The organism is Rhodococcus sp. C1 (genome assembly GCF_020809065.1).
Taxonomy (GTDB): Bacteria; Actinomycetota; Actinomycetes; order Mycobacteriales; family Mycobacteriaceae; genus Rhodococcus_F; species Rhodococcus_F qingshengii.
In genome coordinates, this window is sequence record NZ_CP078080.1 from 1,517,936 (window position 1) to 1,530,912 (window position 12,977).

Sequence of the window (12,977 nt, forward strand, 5' to 3'; positions counted from 1 at the left end):
GGATCGGCGGGGCATTCGCATTTTGTTCTACCCTGGATGGCTGGATGCTCGAACCGGGGACGAGTGCACCCGCGCCTCTCCGAACGACTTCGACGCTCTTTCGTCCCAACCGAAGGTGAGCCAGGCATGACCGATCAGAACGATCCGCGTAACTCGGGTGGGCCGCGCCGTGAGGATCCCGAGGCCACCGAGGTGTGGGGGCGTACGCCCGACCAGCCGACGGAGCAGTACGGGACGGTGTCCGGCCAGAATCCGAACCAGCCGACGGAGTATTTCGGTCAGCAGCCGGGGGCACAGCAGTATCCCTACGGGGGCCCGGATCAGAACACGGAGTATTTGGGGCAGCAGGGTCAGCAGCCGAATCCCACTCAGGCGTTCCCTGCCTACAACCCGCAGTTCGATCCGCAGGCGCCGCCGCCTGGTGCGACGCAGGCCTATCCGCCGTACACCGCTCAGCAGTACGGGAACCCGGATCAGTACGGGAACACGCAGCAGTACGGAAATACACAGCAGTATCCAGTTGCCGGTGGTGGCGGTGGAGTTCCGCCGGAACAGCCGTTCATCGACGATGGATCGTCGGGCGGCGGTAAGAAGCGCAAGCTCGCGACGTGGGTGGCCGCCGGTGTGGTCGGGATCCTGGTCGCCGTGATCGCGATCATCGCGTTCTCGGCGTTCGGCTCGAACGACAAGGGCACCCAGACCGCTTTCGTTCCCCCGACCACCACGACGCAGGCGCCGACCACGACACCGCCGAAGGCCAGCACCACGGCGCCGACTCCGACGACGGATTCTCCGCTCAGCCAGCTTCCAGGCGGGCTCGGCGAAGTCATCGGTGACGCCGGGGGAGCCGTCGGCACCGTGAAGTCGAACGACGGCGGCACGTTGGTCATCGATTCGATCGGGGGTTCGCAGGTGACGATTCTGACCACCGCGGACACCACGCTCATCGCGCTCAACCGCGCCACCATCGCCGATCTGCAACCGGGAGACAACATCGTCGTCGACGGCACGCCGGTGGAGAACGGCACGATGACCGCCAACACGATTCTGAGTACGTCGCTGCCGAAGTTCGGCAACTGAGTCGTTCACGACACATCGGGCGAGTCCACCAGGGTGTCGCGGGAGGTTGAGGCCGCGAGTCGCTACCCTGGAGGGTGATGACTGGAATGTGGTTCGGACTGGCAGCAATTGCACTCGCAGGCGCGGGTGCGCTTCTGTACGTCGACAGGACGAGGCGAGATCAATCCGGGCGAGTGCGTCAGATCTGGGCCAAGGCGCAGGGTTACACGTACACGGCCACTGACGATCAGCTGGCAGGCGAATGGCACCGCGCGGTCATGGCCAAGCAGGACTACCTGACTGCTACCGACGTCGTCCGCGGCCGCCGTCGCGGAGAGCAGTTCGTGCTGTTCGACCTGGAGGAGACCGCAACCATCGTGGCTGTTCGCCGCGAGATCGGGTCGGACGTCGACATCGATCTTCGGTTGAAGTCGACGGCTCCGCCCAAGGACGGCGACCTGAACCTGTTGGGTGCGATCGGTTCACGAGTCGTCTTCGCGACCGATCTCGAGATCGCACGTCGTGTCTGTGATCAGCGCATGGTGGCGTTCACCGAATCGGTTCCGCCGTCGATCAGCATGCTGTGGAGCGAAGGGCAGTGGACGCTCGGTTCGCTTCCGGTGACCAGTAACGGCCGGGACTGGGACGCGGCAATCGAGTCGGTTGCGCGCCTGTCCGGCATTCTGCATGTCCTGCCTCCCGTCACCGATCCCAACGAACTCGAGGTCGATCACGATCCGAGCCGCCCGCGGCCGGGCGCCGAGAAGTCTCGCCCAACTCCGGATCCGGTAGAACAGCCCCGTTCGCGTCAAGAGCAGCCGCCCCGTGACGCTCCGCCGCGTGAATTTGCCCCGCGTGAGTCCGCACCGCGTGAGCCCGCACTGCGGGAGCCCGCACCGCGGGAATCTGCGCCACGTCCGGATCAATCGCTGCGCAAGCCCGAGGCGGCTGACAAGCCGGCTCAGCGCCCGGCGTCGCAGCGCTCGGGCACAATTCGCCCGGTCGACTGACCTTTAAGGTTCCCGTCCAGGCGCGATAACCACTAGCGTGGCCGGTATGTCGACTTCCCACTCGGATCGCCCTGTGCGTCCCGTTGCCCTGGTGACCGGACCTACCTCTGGTCTCGGCGCCGGTTTCGCCAAGAAATACGCCTCCCTCGGATACGACCTGGTTCTCGTCGCACGTGACGAGGTCAGATTGCACGACCTCGCGTCCGAGTTGAAGACGATGTTCGGCACCGAGTCGGAGATTGTGGTTGCCGATCTCGCGTCGGAGGCCGGACGCGACACGGTCGCGCTTCGTTTGGAGAAGGGCGTCGAGGTGTTGGTGAACAACGCCGGATTCGGTACCTCCGGCGAGTTCTGGACCGCCGATCCGGCGCTCCTTCAGTCTCAACTCGACGTCAACGTCACCGCCGTGATGCGGCTGACCCGTGCGGCGCTGCCCAGCATGATCGCGTCGGCGCACGGAACGATTGTCAACGTCGCGAGCGTCGCTGGCCTGCTGTCCGGCCGCGGTTCGACGTATTCGGCAAGCAAGGCATATGTCATCTCGTTCACCGAAGGGCTGTCCGGCGGGTTGGCCGGGACGGGAGTGCGCGTGCAGGCGTTGTGCCCGGGCTTCATTCGCACCGAGTTCCACGAGCGTGCGGGCATCGAGATGTCCACGATCCCCAAGCCGATGTGGCTGAGCGTCGACCAGGTGGTTGCGGCGTCGATGAAGGATCTCGGTGACGACAAGGTCATCAGTATTCCGGGATTCCAGTACAAGGTCCTCACGACGGCCGGGCGTCTCGTTCCCAAGGGGCTGGTTCGCCGGCTGACCAACATCGTCGGACGAGGCCGCGGGCGCACGTAGCCCAGAGGCGGAAGCCGGACGTAGCCCAGAGGCGGAAGCCGGACGTAGCCCAGAGGCAGAAGCCGAACACAACGCAGTGGTCGGTAGGCTGAGCACTCATGAGCGATCGTGAGGATTTGGCTGCGCTGGTGCGCGAATTGGCTGTTGTACACGGAAAGGTGACGTTGTCCTCGGGCAAGGAAGCCGATTACTACGTCGACCTTCGCCGCGCGACACTTCACCACAAGGCAGCGCCGCTGATCGGCTCGCTGCTGCGTGAACTGGTCGCGGACTGGGATTTCGACGCCGTCGGCGGTTTGACGATGGGCGCCGATCCGGTCGCTATGGCGGTGATGCACGCTCCCGGCCGACCGATCGATGCGTTTGTCGTCCGCAAGGCTGCGAAGGCCCACGGGATGCAGCGCCAGATCGAGGGCCCGGACATCGTCGGCAAGCGTGTCCTGGTTGTCGAGGACACGACCACGACGGGCAATTCGCCGTTGACAGCAGTGAAGGCCCTGCGCGAGGCAGGGGCCACCGTGGTCGGAGTCGCTACGGTCGTCGATCGCGCGACGGGTGCGGATGCGGTGATCGGTGCCGAGGGCGTCGAGTACCGCTCGCTGCTGGGCCTGGAAGATCTGAACCTGAGCTGACGCCCCGTGAGTGGTTAAGGAGTCCCTGCGCTCCTCAACCACTCACAGGGGTCAGTCGCCTACGGTGACGGCGAGTGCTTCGTCGACGCTGTGCGGCGCGGGATCGTGGTCGTCGACGTGAGCGAGAACCTTACGTCCGCTCGACAGGACGAATACGGCGGCGAGGGTGAGCACCGCGCCGACCCAGAACGGCATGTGGACGTTGGACTCGCCGAGCTTGCCGGCTACCCACGGAGCAGCGGCGCCGCCGACGAATCGAACGAAGCTGTACGCAGCCGAGGCGGTCGACCGCTCCACGGGAGCCGAGATCATGACGGTTTCGGTGATGAGTGTGTTGTTCACGCCGAGGAACAAACCGGCGAGGACGACACCCACGATCAAGACGATCTTGTTCTCGGTGAAGAGCGCCATCATGCCCAGGTCGAGTGCGAACAGGGTCAGTGCCAGCATCATCATCGGCAGGGTGCCGAAGCGTCGTTGCAGGCGAGGGGCGAGGAAAACCGACGAGATCGCCAGCATCAGGCCCCAACCGAAGAAGATGAATCCGATCGGGTACGCCCCCATGTCGAGGGGGAACGGCGTGTACGCGAGCAGCGTGAAGAATCCGTAGTTGTAGAGCAGCGCGGTGATGGCAACGGTGAGTAGCCCGCGGTGCCGCAACGCCTGGAAGGGCGCAGCGATGGACGTGTGGTGTTCGGGCTTGGGTGCGCTCGGAAGCATCACGACGATGAGAATGAAGGCGACCGCCATCAGGGCTGCGACGCCGAAGAACGGTGCGCGCCAGCTGATGTCACCGAGAACTCCGCCGACCAACGGGCCGACTGCGATACCGATGCCCAGTGCAGCCTCGTACAGGATGATCGCCCGTGCCACGCCGCCGCTGGCCGCGCCGACGATTGCCGCGAGCGCCGTTGCGATGAACAGTGCATTGCCGAGTCCCCAGCCCGCACGGAATCCGACGATCTGGCCGATGGTGCTGGAAGCGCCTGCCAGAGAAGCGAACACGATGATGATGGCAAGGCCTGCAAGAAGTGTTTTCTTGGCGCCGATGCGGCTGGACACCACACCGGTGATGAGCATGGCCACGCCGGTGACGAGCATGTAGCTGGTGAACAGGAGCGAAACCTGCGACGGTGTGGCGTCGAGTTGTTCGCCGATCGGCTTGAGGATCGGATCGACCAATCCGATGCCCATGAAGGCGATGACGCTGGCAAAGGCTACCGCCCACACCGCTTTCGGTTGTTTCAGGAGGCTCGGCGGAGCCTCGTTCTGGTGCGTTGATGTCGCGGTCGTGTTGCTCACGGCCACCTCCTTTTTCAGTGGTGGGTATTTCAGCTGGGGTCGGAAGTCTTGATGATGGAACGCAATTCGGCCAATCCGTCGGCCAGTTTCTTGATCTGCTCGGGCCCGAGTTCGACGAAGTGGGGGACTAGAGCGTCGGCGATCTCGTTTCGGCCGTCGTTCAAGATCTTTCGTCCCTTGTCCGTCATGGCCACTCGAACTGCCCGGGCGTCCTCGGGGTCGGCGCGGCGTTCGACGTAACCGTTCTCGCCGAGTTTGCGCAGTAGTGCAGTGGCAGAGGGCTGCGAGCTTCTGTCGAGTCGAGCGAAGTCGCTGATCCGCATTTCGCCGTATTCCTCGAGTAGCGAGAGTGCGCGCAGCCAGGCGCGTGGGTACTGATCGGACGCGAAGGAGCCTGCCAGCTTCGCGAAGCGGTGCGTATTGCTCACGAGGTCGACGAGTAGTTCGTGCAGTTGCTGTTCTTCGTCTGTCACGAAGAATATTATTGCATAGGTTAACTATGTAAATCAACGAGTCCGTGGAAGGTGGTCCGTCACGGCGGTGGCTACCAGCGACGGCACATCGAGGTCGGGTGCGACGAGTGCGAGGCTTCGATTTGCCGCCAGCACTGCGATGCCGTGGGTTCCGGTCCAGATGTTCAACGCAGATGTGGTGGGATCGGAGGCGTCGGCCTCTTCGGTCAGGGATTGCAGGGCGGCGAAGAGCGGGAGTGAAGACTCTCGGAGGTTGCTGCCTGCGCCCTCGAGGAGGTCGTGGCGAAACATCAACTCGAACATCGCCGGTCGCTCCTGGGCGAATGACACGTATTCGATTGCTGCCGAGATCAATCGGCTACGAGCGGGTTGTTTGCCGGCGAGGACGGGATCGAGTCTGTCGGCGAGATCGCGCAGGCCGTGTGAGGCAATTGCGGCTAGCAGGCTGTTGTGGGTCGGAAAGTATCTCCGCGGGGCGCCGTGCGACACGCCCGCCCGACGCGCTATCTCCCGTAGCGTCAGTTCTGTGGCGCCGTCGGCATCGAGAATCTCGACGCCGGTGGCGACGAGTGTTTCGCGAAGGCTGCTGACAGTCATGGAAGACAGTGTCTACTATTCTCGTCGTAGACACTGTCTACTAGACGGAAAAGGTGATGCCCTGTGCTCTATTGGCTGTTCAAATACGTCCTGATCGGCCCGGTCCTCTGGCTGTTCGGGCGGCCGACGATCGAGGGTCAGCACCACATCCCCAAGAAAGGGCCGGTGATTCTCGCCGGCAACCATCGGGCAGTCGTCGACTCGTTCTTCCTGGTTCTCATGGTGCGCCGACGCATCACCTTCGTCGCGAAGAGTGAATATTTCACCGGGACCGGTGTGAAGGGCGCGATGCAGCGCTGGTTCTTCGGTGGGGCCGGTCAGGTGCCGATCGACCGTAGCGGCGCCGACGCCTCCCGTGCGGCGTTGGACACGGCCATCGGGATTCTCGACAAGGGTGGTGTCTGGGGGATCTACCCCGAGGGAACACGATCACCCGACGGTTGCCTGTACAAGGGAAAGACCGGAGCGATTCGAGTTGCATTGGAAACCGGGGCGCCGGTCATTCCCGTCGTCGTACACGGCGGCGACGCAGTCAACCCGCCGGGTACGCGGATGTGGCGCTTCAGCAAGGTCCGGATCACGGTAGGGGAGCCGATCGACTTCTCTCGGTACCGCGAACTTCGTGGCTACCAGGCCGTCGTGCGTGCGGCGACGGACGAATTGATGGCAGTGCTCTGTGACCAGTCGGGGCAGGAATACGTCGATGTCTACGGCGCGGACGTCAAATCCGGCGATGCCGCCTGAGTGACCCAGTACGGTCGCTGTTGGACGTGTAACCAACAGGAGGATTGTGATGGCGGGCAAGTGGGGCATCGAGCACGCAGTTTTTGCGGCGGCGACGGCAGCGACAGTGGTCGGGGCAGTAGTCGGTAACGAGCGGGTTCAGCAGATCGCGAAGCCGTTGATCGCACCCGCTCTGGCCGCCCGAGTGCTGCGCAAGCGCTCGGAGACGGAAACTGCCGATACCGCACTGCTTCTGGCCGGTCTCGCCGCTGCAACTGTCGGCGACGTGTTCATGATCGACCCGGACAACGATGCTCGTCTGATCAAGGGCGCGTCCTCGTTCGCGGTGATGCAGGCCAGTTACTCGGCGCTCCTGCTGCGCCGCGGCGCTCGGCCGACCCGCGCTGCCCTGCGGCCCCGCATCAGCGGTTGGTCGACGGCGTCCGGACTGCTCCGTGCCAAGGCCCCGAGCGTGTCGACGCCGCTCACCGGATATGGATTGATGTTGGGAACCACCTCGACGTTGTCGGCGGACCCCGCTCTGGCACCGCAGTCCAACGCCGTGCTCGACGTGGTCGTCCCGAACAAGGATCGACGCTCCTGGCTCGGATTGGGCGGAGTGCTCTTCACCGCATCCGACGGATTGATCGTGGTGCGTCGTCTGTTCATCCGCGGGGCTGCCGGCCGCGCTGCTGCCGAGGGAGTGATCCTGGCGTCGTACGCGGGAGCGCAGCTGATGCTGGTGGAGGGCATGTTGGCGCTGGGACGCAAGAAGAGCGTCTAGTCCTTCACGGGCACAGCATGATTCGGTCTCGGTTCTTCGGGTCCACCATGACGGTGACTGTGGATCCGGGAGTGATCTTGTCTTTGTACTCGGGTCGGATCTCGTACTCGATCCGGCCCGAGTACGAATCGGAACCTGGAACCGTGAGGTGGAGTGCGAGCTTGGCCAATTCGCCGTCGACGGTTCGGCGCAGGGGTGTGACGGTGTCGATTCGTGCCCACCCTTCGAGGCCGTGCTTTTCGAGTTTGCGCTCGGCGCGGGTCGGGCGGTTGGCCCATGCCATTCCGAATCCGAGAACCGAGCCGAAAGCGGCGAGCAGCCCGCCGATCTGATAGGGCAGCGTGCCAGGCGGAGTGTGCTCGACCAGCCATCCGAGCCACACGGCGAGCACGATCAGATACCCCACCGCGATGAAACACACGGTGTGTACGACGCGACGGTGATTCATCAGATTTCCTCCACATCCAGGATAGCCTGACCGGATGAGCGAACCGAACGTCTTCATCACCGGTGCTGCGGCTGGAATCGGGCGGGAGACGTCGCTGTTGTTCGCGCGCAACGGATACCGCGTCGGCGCGTTCGACATCGACGACGCCGGCCTTGCCTCCTTGAAGGCCGAGATCGACGGTTTCGGTGGGAGCGTCGTGACGGGTGTCCTGGACGTCACCGATCCGGCGGGATGGGCGCAGTGTCTGGCCGATTTTGCCGGGGAGTCCGGGCGTCTGGACATCCTGATCAACAATGCGGGCGTGCTCTCGTCGGGACGGTTCGAGGATATTTCTCTTGCGGCGCATCGCCGAATGGTCGACATCAACATCACCGGCACCCTCAACGGCACGCACACGGCTTTCCCGTACCTCCGCGATACCGTCGGCGCCCAGGTGGTCAATCTGTGCTCCGCTTCGGCGATCTACGGCCAGCCCGAACTGGCGACGTACGGTGCAACCAAGTTCGCGATCCGCGGCCTGACCGAGGCGCTCGATCTGGAATGGGCACAGCACGACATCCGTGTTCTCGCGCTCTGGCCGTTGTTCGTCCAGACCGCGATGGTCACTGGAATGGACACCGGAGCCACCAGATCGTTGGGTATCAAGCTGACTGCAACCGACGTCGCGCAGGAACTGTGGGCGGCCACACGCGGCGCCGGACGGATGCACAAGGTTCACTACCCGGTCGGAACTCAGGCGAAGCTCTTCCTCAGCGCGTCGCGGTTCTCGCCCGCGTGGCTCTCACGGCTGATGAACAAGCGCGTCACCAGCACTTAGTCGACCACACGATAGAGTGCACTGTCGGCTGTTGCTGGGCCAAGATGACGTGTGTGGAGGTAGTCGGGTGGTTCGTGTTCGGGTGGGGTTCGTCTTGTTGGGCGTCGGGTCGGCGCTCGTGCTCGCAGGGTGCAGCGGGGAGGCGGATTCAGCGCCGACCGTAGCGGCGCAGCCCAGTTCGTCCACCACTACCGCAGTGCCGACGACAACCACCACCGTCGCGCCCGTCGTCCCCACGACCACCGAACCACCGACCACGACGCTGCCACCGACGACGACACTCACGGACGTGCAGTTCGAGCGCAACGAGTCGTACTACTTCACCACTCCCGACGGAAACTTCCAGTGCGGCATCATCAAGTTGCCCACCAGAATCGAAGCCGGGTGCGAGGGAACGACCACTCCCGTTCCGCCGCGGCCGGAGAGCTGCATGGTCAACTGGGGCAACGGTATTCGCGTCACCGACGAGGGTGAGGGTGCTTTCATGTGTTCGGGCGGAGAGGTGTACACCTCTGGCGGCCCCGACGCCGATCCGGTGTTGGCGGCCGGTCAACCGCTGAGCAAACTGGGTTTCACCTGTACGACCACCGCGACAGACGTCTCGTGTGTCAACGATCAGACCACGCACGGCTTCACCGTGGCTGCAGATTCCAACGAGGTGTTCTGATGACCGAAGTCGCAGCCGACGACGTGTCCGGCGGAGCCGGTGAACCGGGACCCACCGAGTGGGGCGAGAATCCCAACGGCGTCGGACCCTGGGCCGAGGAGCACGACACGGAACCGCCGACCGACGAGCGCTACGACCCGGTACTTCTGGCCGAGGGTGATCGTCGAAACGTCTTGGACGAGTATCGGTACTGGACGCGGGAAGCGATAGTCGCGGATATCGACTCGCGCCGTCACACGATGCATGTCGCCATCGAGAACTTCGCGCACGACGCCAACATCGGCACGGTGGTCCGCACGGCCAACGCGTTTGCCGCGGCCGCGGTCCACATCGTGGGGCGTCGGCGCTGGAATCGGCGGGGCGCCATGGTGACCGATCGATACCAACACATCGTTCACCATGCAGACATCGGCGAACTCGTCGAGTACGCCCGTGAGAATTCACTCACGATCGTGGCCGTCGACAACACCCCGGGGTCGGTGCCGCTGGAAACGGCAAGCCTGCCGCGGGAGTGCATCCTGCTGTTCGGTCAAGAAGGCCCCGGAGTGACCGATCATGCGAAAGAGGTTGCGTCCATGACGGTCTCGATCGCACAATTCGGTTCGACTCGCAGCATCAACGCCGGTGTCGCGGCCGGCATCGCGATGCACGCGTGGGTACGTGAGCATGCCGATCTCGCCGATTCCCGCTGATCTCGCTCGCGAATTCCGGCTAGCGTGTAGCGCCTCGACCAGACAGGATAGGTAGTTATGCAGGAAGTGTGGGCAGAGCGGGCCGATGCGGCTGAGGGCGCGATAGTCAGTCGTCACCTTCGGCGCCTGTGGGGAATGCCCCGGACAGCACTCGGCGTGGTTGCCTGGCCTGCTGTTCGACGCGAGCGGATGTTCAAGCCGTGGCACTACTGGTGGCAAGCGCACCTGCTCGATACTGCGATCGACGCACTCGAACGTGACCCGACCCCCAAGCGTCGTCGCCGGGTCGCGAAGGTTGCCCGCAGTGTGCGGGTCCGCAACGTCTCGGCGTGGACCAACAACTACTACGACGACATGGCGTGGCTGGGCCTCTCGCTCGAACGTGCGCAACGCATGTTCTCGGTCGATCACCGAACCGCGGTTCAGGCGCTCGAATCGCAACTCTTCGATTCGTGGTCCCCGGCCGACGGCGGCGGTATTCCGTGGTGCAAAGGCTCCGATTTCTACAACACACCGGCAAACGGACCCGCAGGAATCATGCTGGCGCGCACCGGAAAACTCTGGCGTGCGCAGGCAACGGCCGACTGGATCGACGAGACACTGCGGGATCCGGACTCCGGACTGATCTTCGACGGTATCCGCCGCGACGGCACCCTCGAGCGCGCGATCTATTCGTACTGTCAAGGCGTCACGCTGGGGTTGGAAACCGAGTTGTCGACGCGATTGGGCGAACCGCGCCACCGCGAGCGAGTCCACAAACTCGTCGACGCGGTGTACGACGGCATGACCGAGTACGGAGTTATCACGGGCGGTGGCGGAGGCGACGGCGGGCTGTTCAACGCAATCCTGGCTCGCTACCTCGCGTTCGTGGTGGTGAACCTGTCCTGGGAGACTCACGAGGACCTGCGAGCGCGCGAACTCGCAGCGCAGATCGTTCTGTCCTCCGCGGAAGCGGCCTGGAACAACAGACTGCAGATCGAAGGTCTGCCGCTGTTCGGGCACGACTGGACCAAGGATGCTCAGTTGCCGAGTCTGTCCGGCGACATCGCCACCTTCGCCGCCGGAACCGTGCGCGCGTCGAGCGTGCCCGAGCGAGACCTCTCGGTGCAGGTAGGTGGGTGGATGCTCATGGAGGCGGCATTTGTCGTCTCGGCGGCTGGATACCCGCGTAAGCGTTAGGCTTTTTCCTCATGGAATCCCGGCACGTGGTCGACACGGACGGCGTACGTCTTCACGTCGATGTCGGTGGGGCAGGGGCGGACGTTCTGGTTCTCTCCGGCGGCCCGGGATGCGTTCACTATCTTGCTCACGACGAGCTGGTTCCGGAAGGAATGCGCGCGTGGTGCCCTGAGCCACGCGGAGTCGGCCGGTCCGGTGGCGGCGCTCATACGATGGCGCAGGCCGTTGCGGACCTCGAACTCGTCCGCCGCACGTTCGAGATCGACAGCTGGGTCGTGCTGGGGCACTCGTGGGGATCCGACTTGGCGGTGCGGTACGCACTCGACTGTCCGGAATCGGTGTCCGGCGTCGTCGGCATCGCGGGGCACGGCCTCCACAAGGACCGGACATGGTCGAAGCAGTACGAAGCGGGAATCGAGCCGGACCCGCAGATACCTTGGGAACCTGTTGTCTGGCAATCGCTTCAAGAATCGTTCATCGAATGGATCCATGAACCACAGCTGTTTCGGCAGTTGGCCGACTCACCAGTGCCCATGACATTTCTCGCGGCGGCCGACGACATTCGCCCGTCGTGGCCGTTGCAGCAACTGGCCGAGCTCGTGCCTAACGGCAGTTTCGAGGTCGTCGACGGTGTCGCGCACAACTTCTGGCAGTCTCACCCGCTCCTGTGGAGGAAGATCGTCACCGAGGCTTGTGCGGCGCACTCTCGGCTCTCCTGATTTCCACCAGGATCCGCTCCGCGACGGTCTGGTATCCCAGGCTCCGATTGACGGTCAGCATCGGGTGATTCTCCGCGTTCACCGTTGTGTAAATCTTTCGCACGGAGGGAAATTCAGCTGCCAACACAGACGCTTGTTGCTCCTTGACCCACTGAGCGAGACCGTGTCCGCGGTGCTGGGGAAGTACCACGGTGTCGTGCTGCGATGCGTGGGTGCTGTCATGTTCGTCCACCGTCACCACTGTCGCTGCGGCTACTTCGCCGACGCCGTCGTCGACCGCGCAGCACACCAGGAGTACTCGAGAGCCACCCGTCATCTTCTGTTCCCACGATCTGACCTCGTCGGCTCCCCAATTACGTTCGGGCACCTGCAGTTCAGCGCCCGGCGCGTCGAGGAGTCGGTTCAATGCCTCCGAGAAGGAGTGGATCAGCTCGTCCGGGGTTCGGTTGCGCCAACTGACGATTCGATAGCCGGGGCGAGCGCTGTGTGCGGTGGGAGCACTGAGGTGCTGGACCTGGTTGGCCAACCGAAGCAACACGCGGTGACCGTCGAACGATCGCAGGAAATGCTCGGCTGCGCTTCCGACGAGCGCCGTCACTCTGATTCTTCGCACGCCGAACCCGGCGATGTCGACTTCGACGAGTTCGGCAAGCGCTCGTCCCACCCCTCGTCGCTGCGCGTGGGGTGTCACGTACATCCGAAACTCTGCGAGATCGGCTTCGGCCGAGTTGCGTCGTGCCTGGGCGATGCCGAGGACCTCGTCGGTGCCGGCGTCGCGTGCAATCCAACGCCGTACATCGGCCGAATTGTCTTCGGCCTCGATCATTTCCATCAGCGCAGTCGCTGTCGGCGCAGTCCCGGACAGGTGACGTTGGCCTTCGGCGAACACCTCACACCACTGATGAAGAACAGTTGCTGTCGCTCCGGACGGTACGAACTCGGCTACAACTACGCGGCTCACCCATGTGACGATACCGACCTGCCCACCCTGAGTTGGAATCACGCGAACCCTAACCCTGTCGGACTGC

The 12,977-nt window shown here is 63.9% G+C and carries 16 protein-coding genes; 11 read left to right on the forward strand and 5 right to left on the reverse strand.

Going from position 1 to position 12,977, the window contains the following annotated elements:
- Positions 1-126 precede the first annotated feature (126 nt).
- From KTR60_RS06970 to pyrE, 4 genes are all read left to right on the forward strand, one after another.
- Positions 127-1,080 carry a hypothetical protein gene (locus KTR60_RS06970; RefSeq protein WP_228401995.1) on the forward strand — a complete coding sequence of 318 codons (954 nt, stop codon included), beginning with the start codon at positions 127-129 and terminating at the stop codon, positions 1,078-1,080.
- Positions 1,081-1,166: 86 nt separating this feature from the next.
- On the forward strand, positions 1,167-2,069 hold the full coding sequence (locus KTR60_RS06975; RefSeq protein WP_228402268.1) for a hypothetical protein: 903 nt from the start codon (positions 1,167-1,169) through the stop codon (positions 2,067-2,069).
- Between the two features lie 46 nt (positions 2,070-2,115).
- Positions 2,116-2,916 carry an SDR family NAD(P)-dependent oxidoreductase gene (locus KTR60_RS06980; protein ID WP_228401996.1) on the forward strand — a complete coding sequence of 267 codons (801 nt, stop codon included), beginning with the start codon at positions 2,116-2,118 and terminating at the stop codon, positions 2,914-2,916.
- Between the two features lie 98 nt (positions 2,917-3,014).
- Positions 3,015-3,548 carry an orotate phosphoribosyltransferase gene (gene pyrE / locus KTR60_RS06985; RefSeq protein WP_003944385.1) on the forward strand — a complete coding sequence of 178 codons (534 nt, stop codon included), beginning with the start codon at positions 3,015-3,017 and terminating at the stop codon, positions 3,546-3,548.
- 51 nt (positions 3,549-3,599) lie between these two features.
- Here pyrE and KTR60_RS06990 read toward each other — a convergent pair whose 3' ends face one another.
- Genes KTR60_RS06990 through KTR60_RS07000 form a run of 3 tightly spaced genes read right to left on the reverse strand, consistent with a single transcriptional unit; the run spans position 3,600 to position 5,920 of the window.
- Positions 3,600-4,856, reverse strand: coding sequence for an MFS transporter (locus KTR60_RS06990; RefSeq protein ID WP_003944384.1), 1,257 nt, complete (start codon positions 4,854-4,856; stop codon positions 3,600-3,602).
- Positions 4,857-4,879: 23 nt separating this feature from the next.
- Positions 4,880-5,323, reverse strand: a complete 444-nt coding sequence (locus KTR60_RS06995; RefSeq protein WP_003944339.1) for a MarR family winged helix-turn-helix transcriptional regulator — start codon at positions 5,321-5,323, stop codon at positions 4,880-4,882.
- Positions 5,324-5,356: 33 nt separating this feature from the next.
- Entirely contained in the window at positions 5,357-5,920 is a 564-nt protein-coding gene (locus KTR60_RS07000) for a TetR/AcrR family transcriptional regulator (RefSeq protein WP_003944378.1), read from the reverse strand.
- Between the two features lie 63 nt (positions 5,921-5,983).
- Between KTR60_RS07000 and KTR60_RS07005 the strand changes: the two genes are divergently transcribed.
- Positions 5,984-6,664 (forward strand): lysophospholipid acyltransferase family protein, encoded by a 681-nt coding sequence (locus tag KTR60_RS07005; RefSeq protein WP_003944312.1) that lies wholly within the window; start codon positions 5,984-5,986, stop codon positions 6,662-6,664.
- Positions 6,665-6,713: 49 nt separating this feature from the next.
- The gene (locus KTR60_RS07010; RefSeq protein ID WP_058038546.1) at positions 6,714-7,427 is read left to right on the forward strand and encodes a lysoplasmalogenase; all 714 of its coding nucleotides are present in this window, start codon (positions 6,714-6,716) and stop codon (positions 7,425-7,427) included.
- 4 nt (positions 7,428-7,431) lie between these two features.
- On the opposite strand, the gene KTR60_RS07015 is transcribed toward KTR60_RS07010, so the two are convergent.
- Positions 7,432-7,875 carry a hypothetical protein gene (locus KTR60_RS07015; RefSeq protein WP_007726759.1) on the reverse strand — a complete coding sequence of 148 codons (444 nt, stop codon included), beginning with the start codon at positions 7,873-7,875 and terminating at the stop codon, positions 7,432-7,434.
- A gap of 34 nt (positions 7,876-7,909) precedes the next feature.
- On the opposite strand from KTR60_RS07015, the gene KTR60_RS07020 reads away from it, so the two are divergent.
- The 5 genes from KTR60_RS07020 (at position 7,910) to KTR60_RS07040 (ending at position 11,949) form a co-directional block, all read left to right on the forward strand.
- Positions 7,910-8,692: an SDR family oxidoreductase gene (locus KTR60_RS07020; protein WP_003944309.1), complete on the forward strand. Its 783-nt coding sequence runs from the start codon at positions 7,910-7,912 to the stop codon at positions 8,690-8,692.
- Between the two features lie 67 nt (positions 8,693-8,759).
- Entirely contained in the window at positions 8,760-9,359 is a 600-nt protein-coding gene (locus tag KTR60_RS07025; RefSeq protein WP_003944380.1) for a DUF6636 domain-containing protein, read from the forward strand.
- Positions 9,359-10,051, forward strand: a complete 693-nt coding sequence (locus tag KTR60_RS07030) for a TrmH family RNA methyltransferase (protein WP_042452183.1) — start codon at positions 9,359-9,361, stop codon at positions 10,049-10,051. The genes KTR60_RS07025 and KTR60_RS07030 overlap by 1 nt, the downstream gene beginning before the upstream one ends.
- Positions 10,052-10,108: 57 nt before the next feature.
- Positions 10,109-11,230, forward strand: coding sequence for a glycoside hydrolase family 76 protein (locus KTR60_RS07035; protein ID WP_063314837.1), 1,122 nt, complete (start codon positions 10,109-10,111; stop codon positions 11,228-11,230).
- 11 nt (positions 11,231-11,241) lie between these two features.
- On the forward strand, positions 11,242-11,949 hold the full coding sequence (locus KTR60_RS07040; RefSeq protein WP_054187134.1) for an alpha/beta fold hydrolase: 708 nt from the start codon (positions 11,242-11,244) through the stop codon (positions 11,947-11,949).
- On the opposite strand, the gene KTR60_RS07045 is transcribed toward KTR60_RS07040, so the two are convergent.
- A complete protein-coding gene (locus KTR60_RS07045; RefSeq protein ID WP_228401997.1) occupies positions 11,912-12,910 on the reverse strand; it encodes a GNAT family N-acetyltransferase in 999 nt (332 codons plus the stop codon). The genes KTR60_RS07040 and KTR60_RS07045 overlap by 38 nt on opposite strands.
- Positions 12,911-12,977: the final 67 nt, after the last annotated feature.

What these genes read in the sequence shown, in the direction of transcription:
- KTR60_RS07035 (WP_063314837.1), top strand. Translation starts at nt 10,109, where the DNA reads ATGCAGGAAGTGTGGGCAGAGCGGGCCGATGCGGCTGAGGGCGCGATA.
- pyrE (WP_003944385.1), top strand. Translation starts at nt 3,015, where the DNA reads ATGAGCGATCGTGAGGATTTGGCTGCGCTGGTGCGCGAATTGGCTGTT.
- KTR60_RS07040 (WP_054187134.1), top strand. Translation starts at nt 11,242, where the DNA reads ATGGAATCCCGGCACGTGGTCGACACGGACGGCGTACGTCTTCACGTC.
- KTR60_RS07010 (WP_058038546.1), top strand. Translation starts at nt 6,714, where the DNA reads ATGGCGGGCAAGTGGGGCATCGAGCACGCAGTTTTTGCGGCGGCGACG.
- KTR60_RS06975 (WP_228402268.1), top strand. Translation starts at nt 1,167, where the DNA reads ATGTGGTTCGGACTGGCAGCAATTGCACTCGCAGGCGCGGGTGCGCTT.
- KTR60_RS07015 (WP_007726759.1), bottom strand. Translation starts at nt 7,875, where the DNA reads ATGAATCACCGTCGCGTCGTACACACCGTGTGTTTCATCGCGGTGGGG.
- KTR60_RS07030 (WP_042452183.1), top strand. Translation starts at nt 9,359, where the DNA reads ATGACCGAAGTCGCAGCCGACGACGTGTCCGGCGGAGCCGGTGAACCG.
- KTR60_RS06970 (WP_228401995.1), top strand. Translation starts at nt 127, where the DNA reads ATGACCGATCAGAACGATCCGCGTAACTCGGGTGGGCCGCGCCGTGAG.
- KTR60_RS07000 (WP_003944378.1), bottom strand. Translation starts at nt 5,920, where the DNA reads ATGACTGTCAGCAGCCTTCGCGAAACACTCGTCGCCACCGGCGTCGAG.
- KTR60_RS07020 (WP_003944309.1), top strand. Translation starts at nt 7,910, where the DNA reads ATGAGCGAACCGAACGTCTTCATCACCGGTGCTGCGGCTGGAATCGGG.
- KTR60_RS06980 (WP_228401996.1), top strand. Translation starts at nt 2,116, where the DNA reads ATGTCGACTTCCCACTCGGATCGCCCTGTGCGTCCCGTTGCCCTGGTG.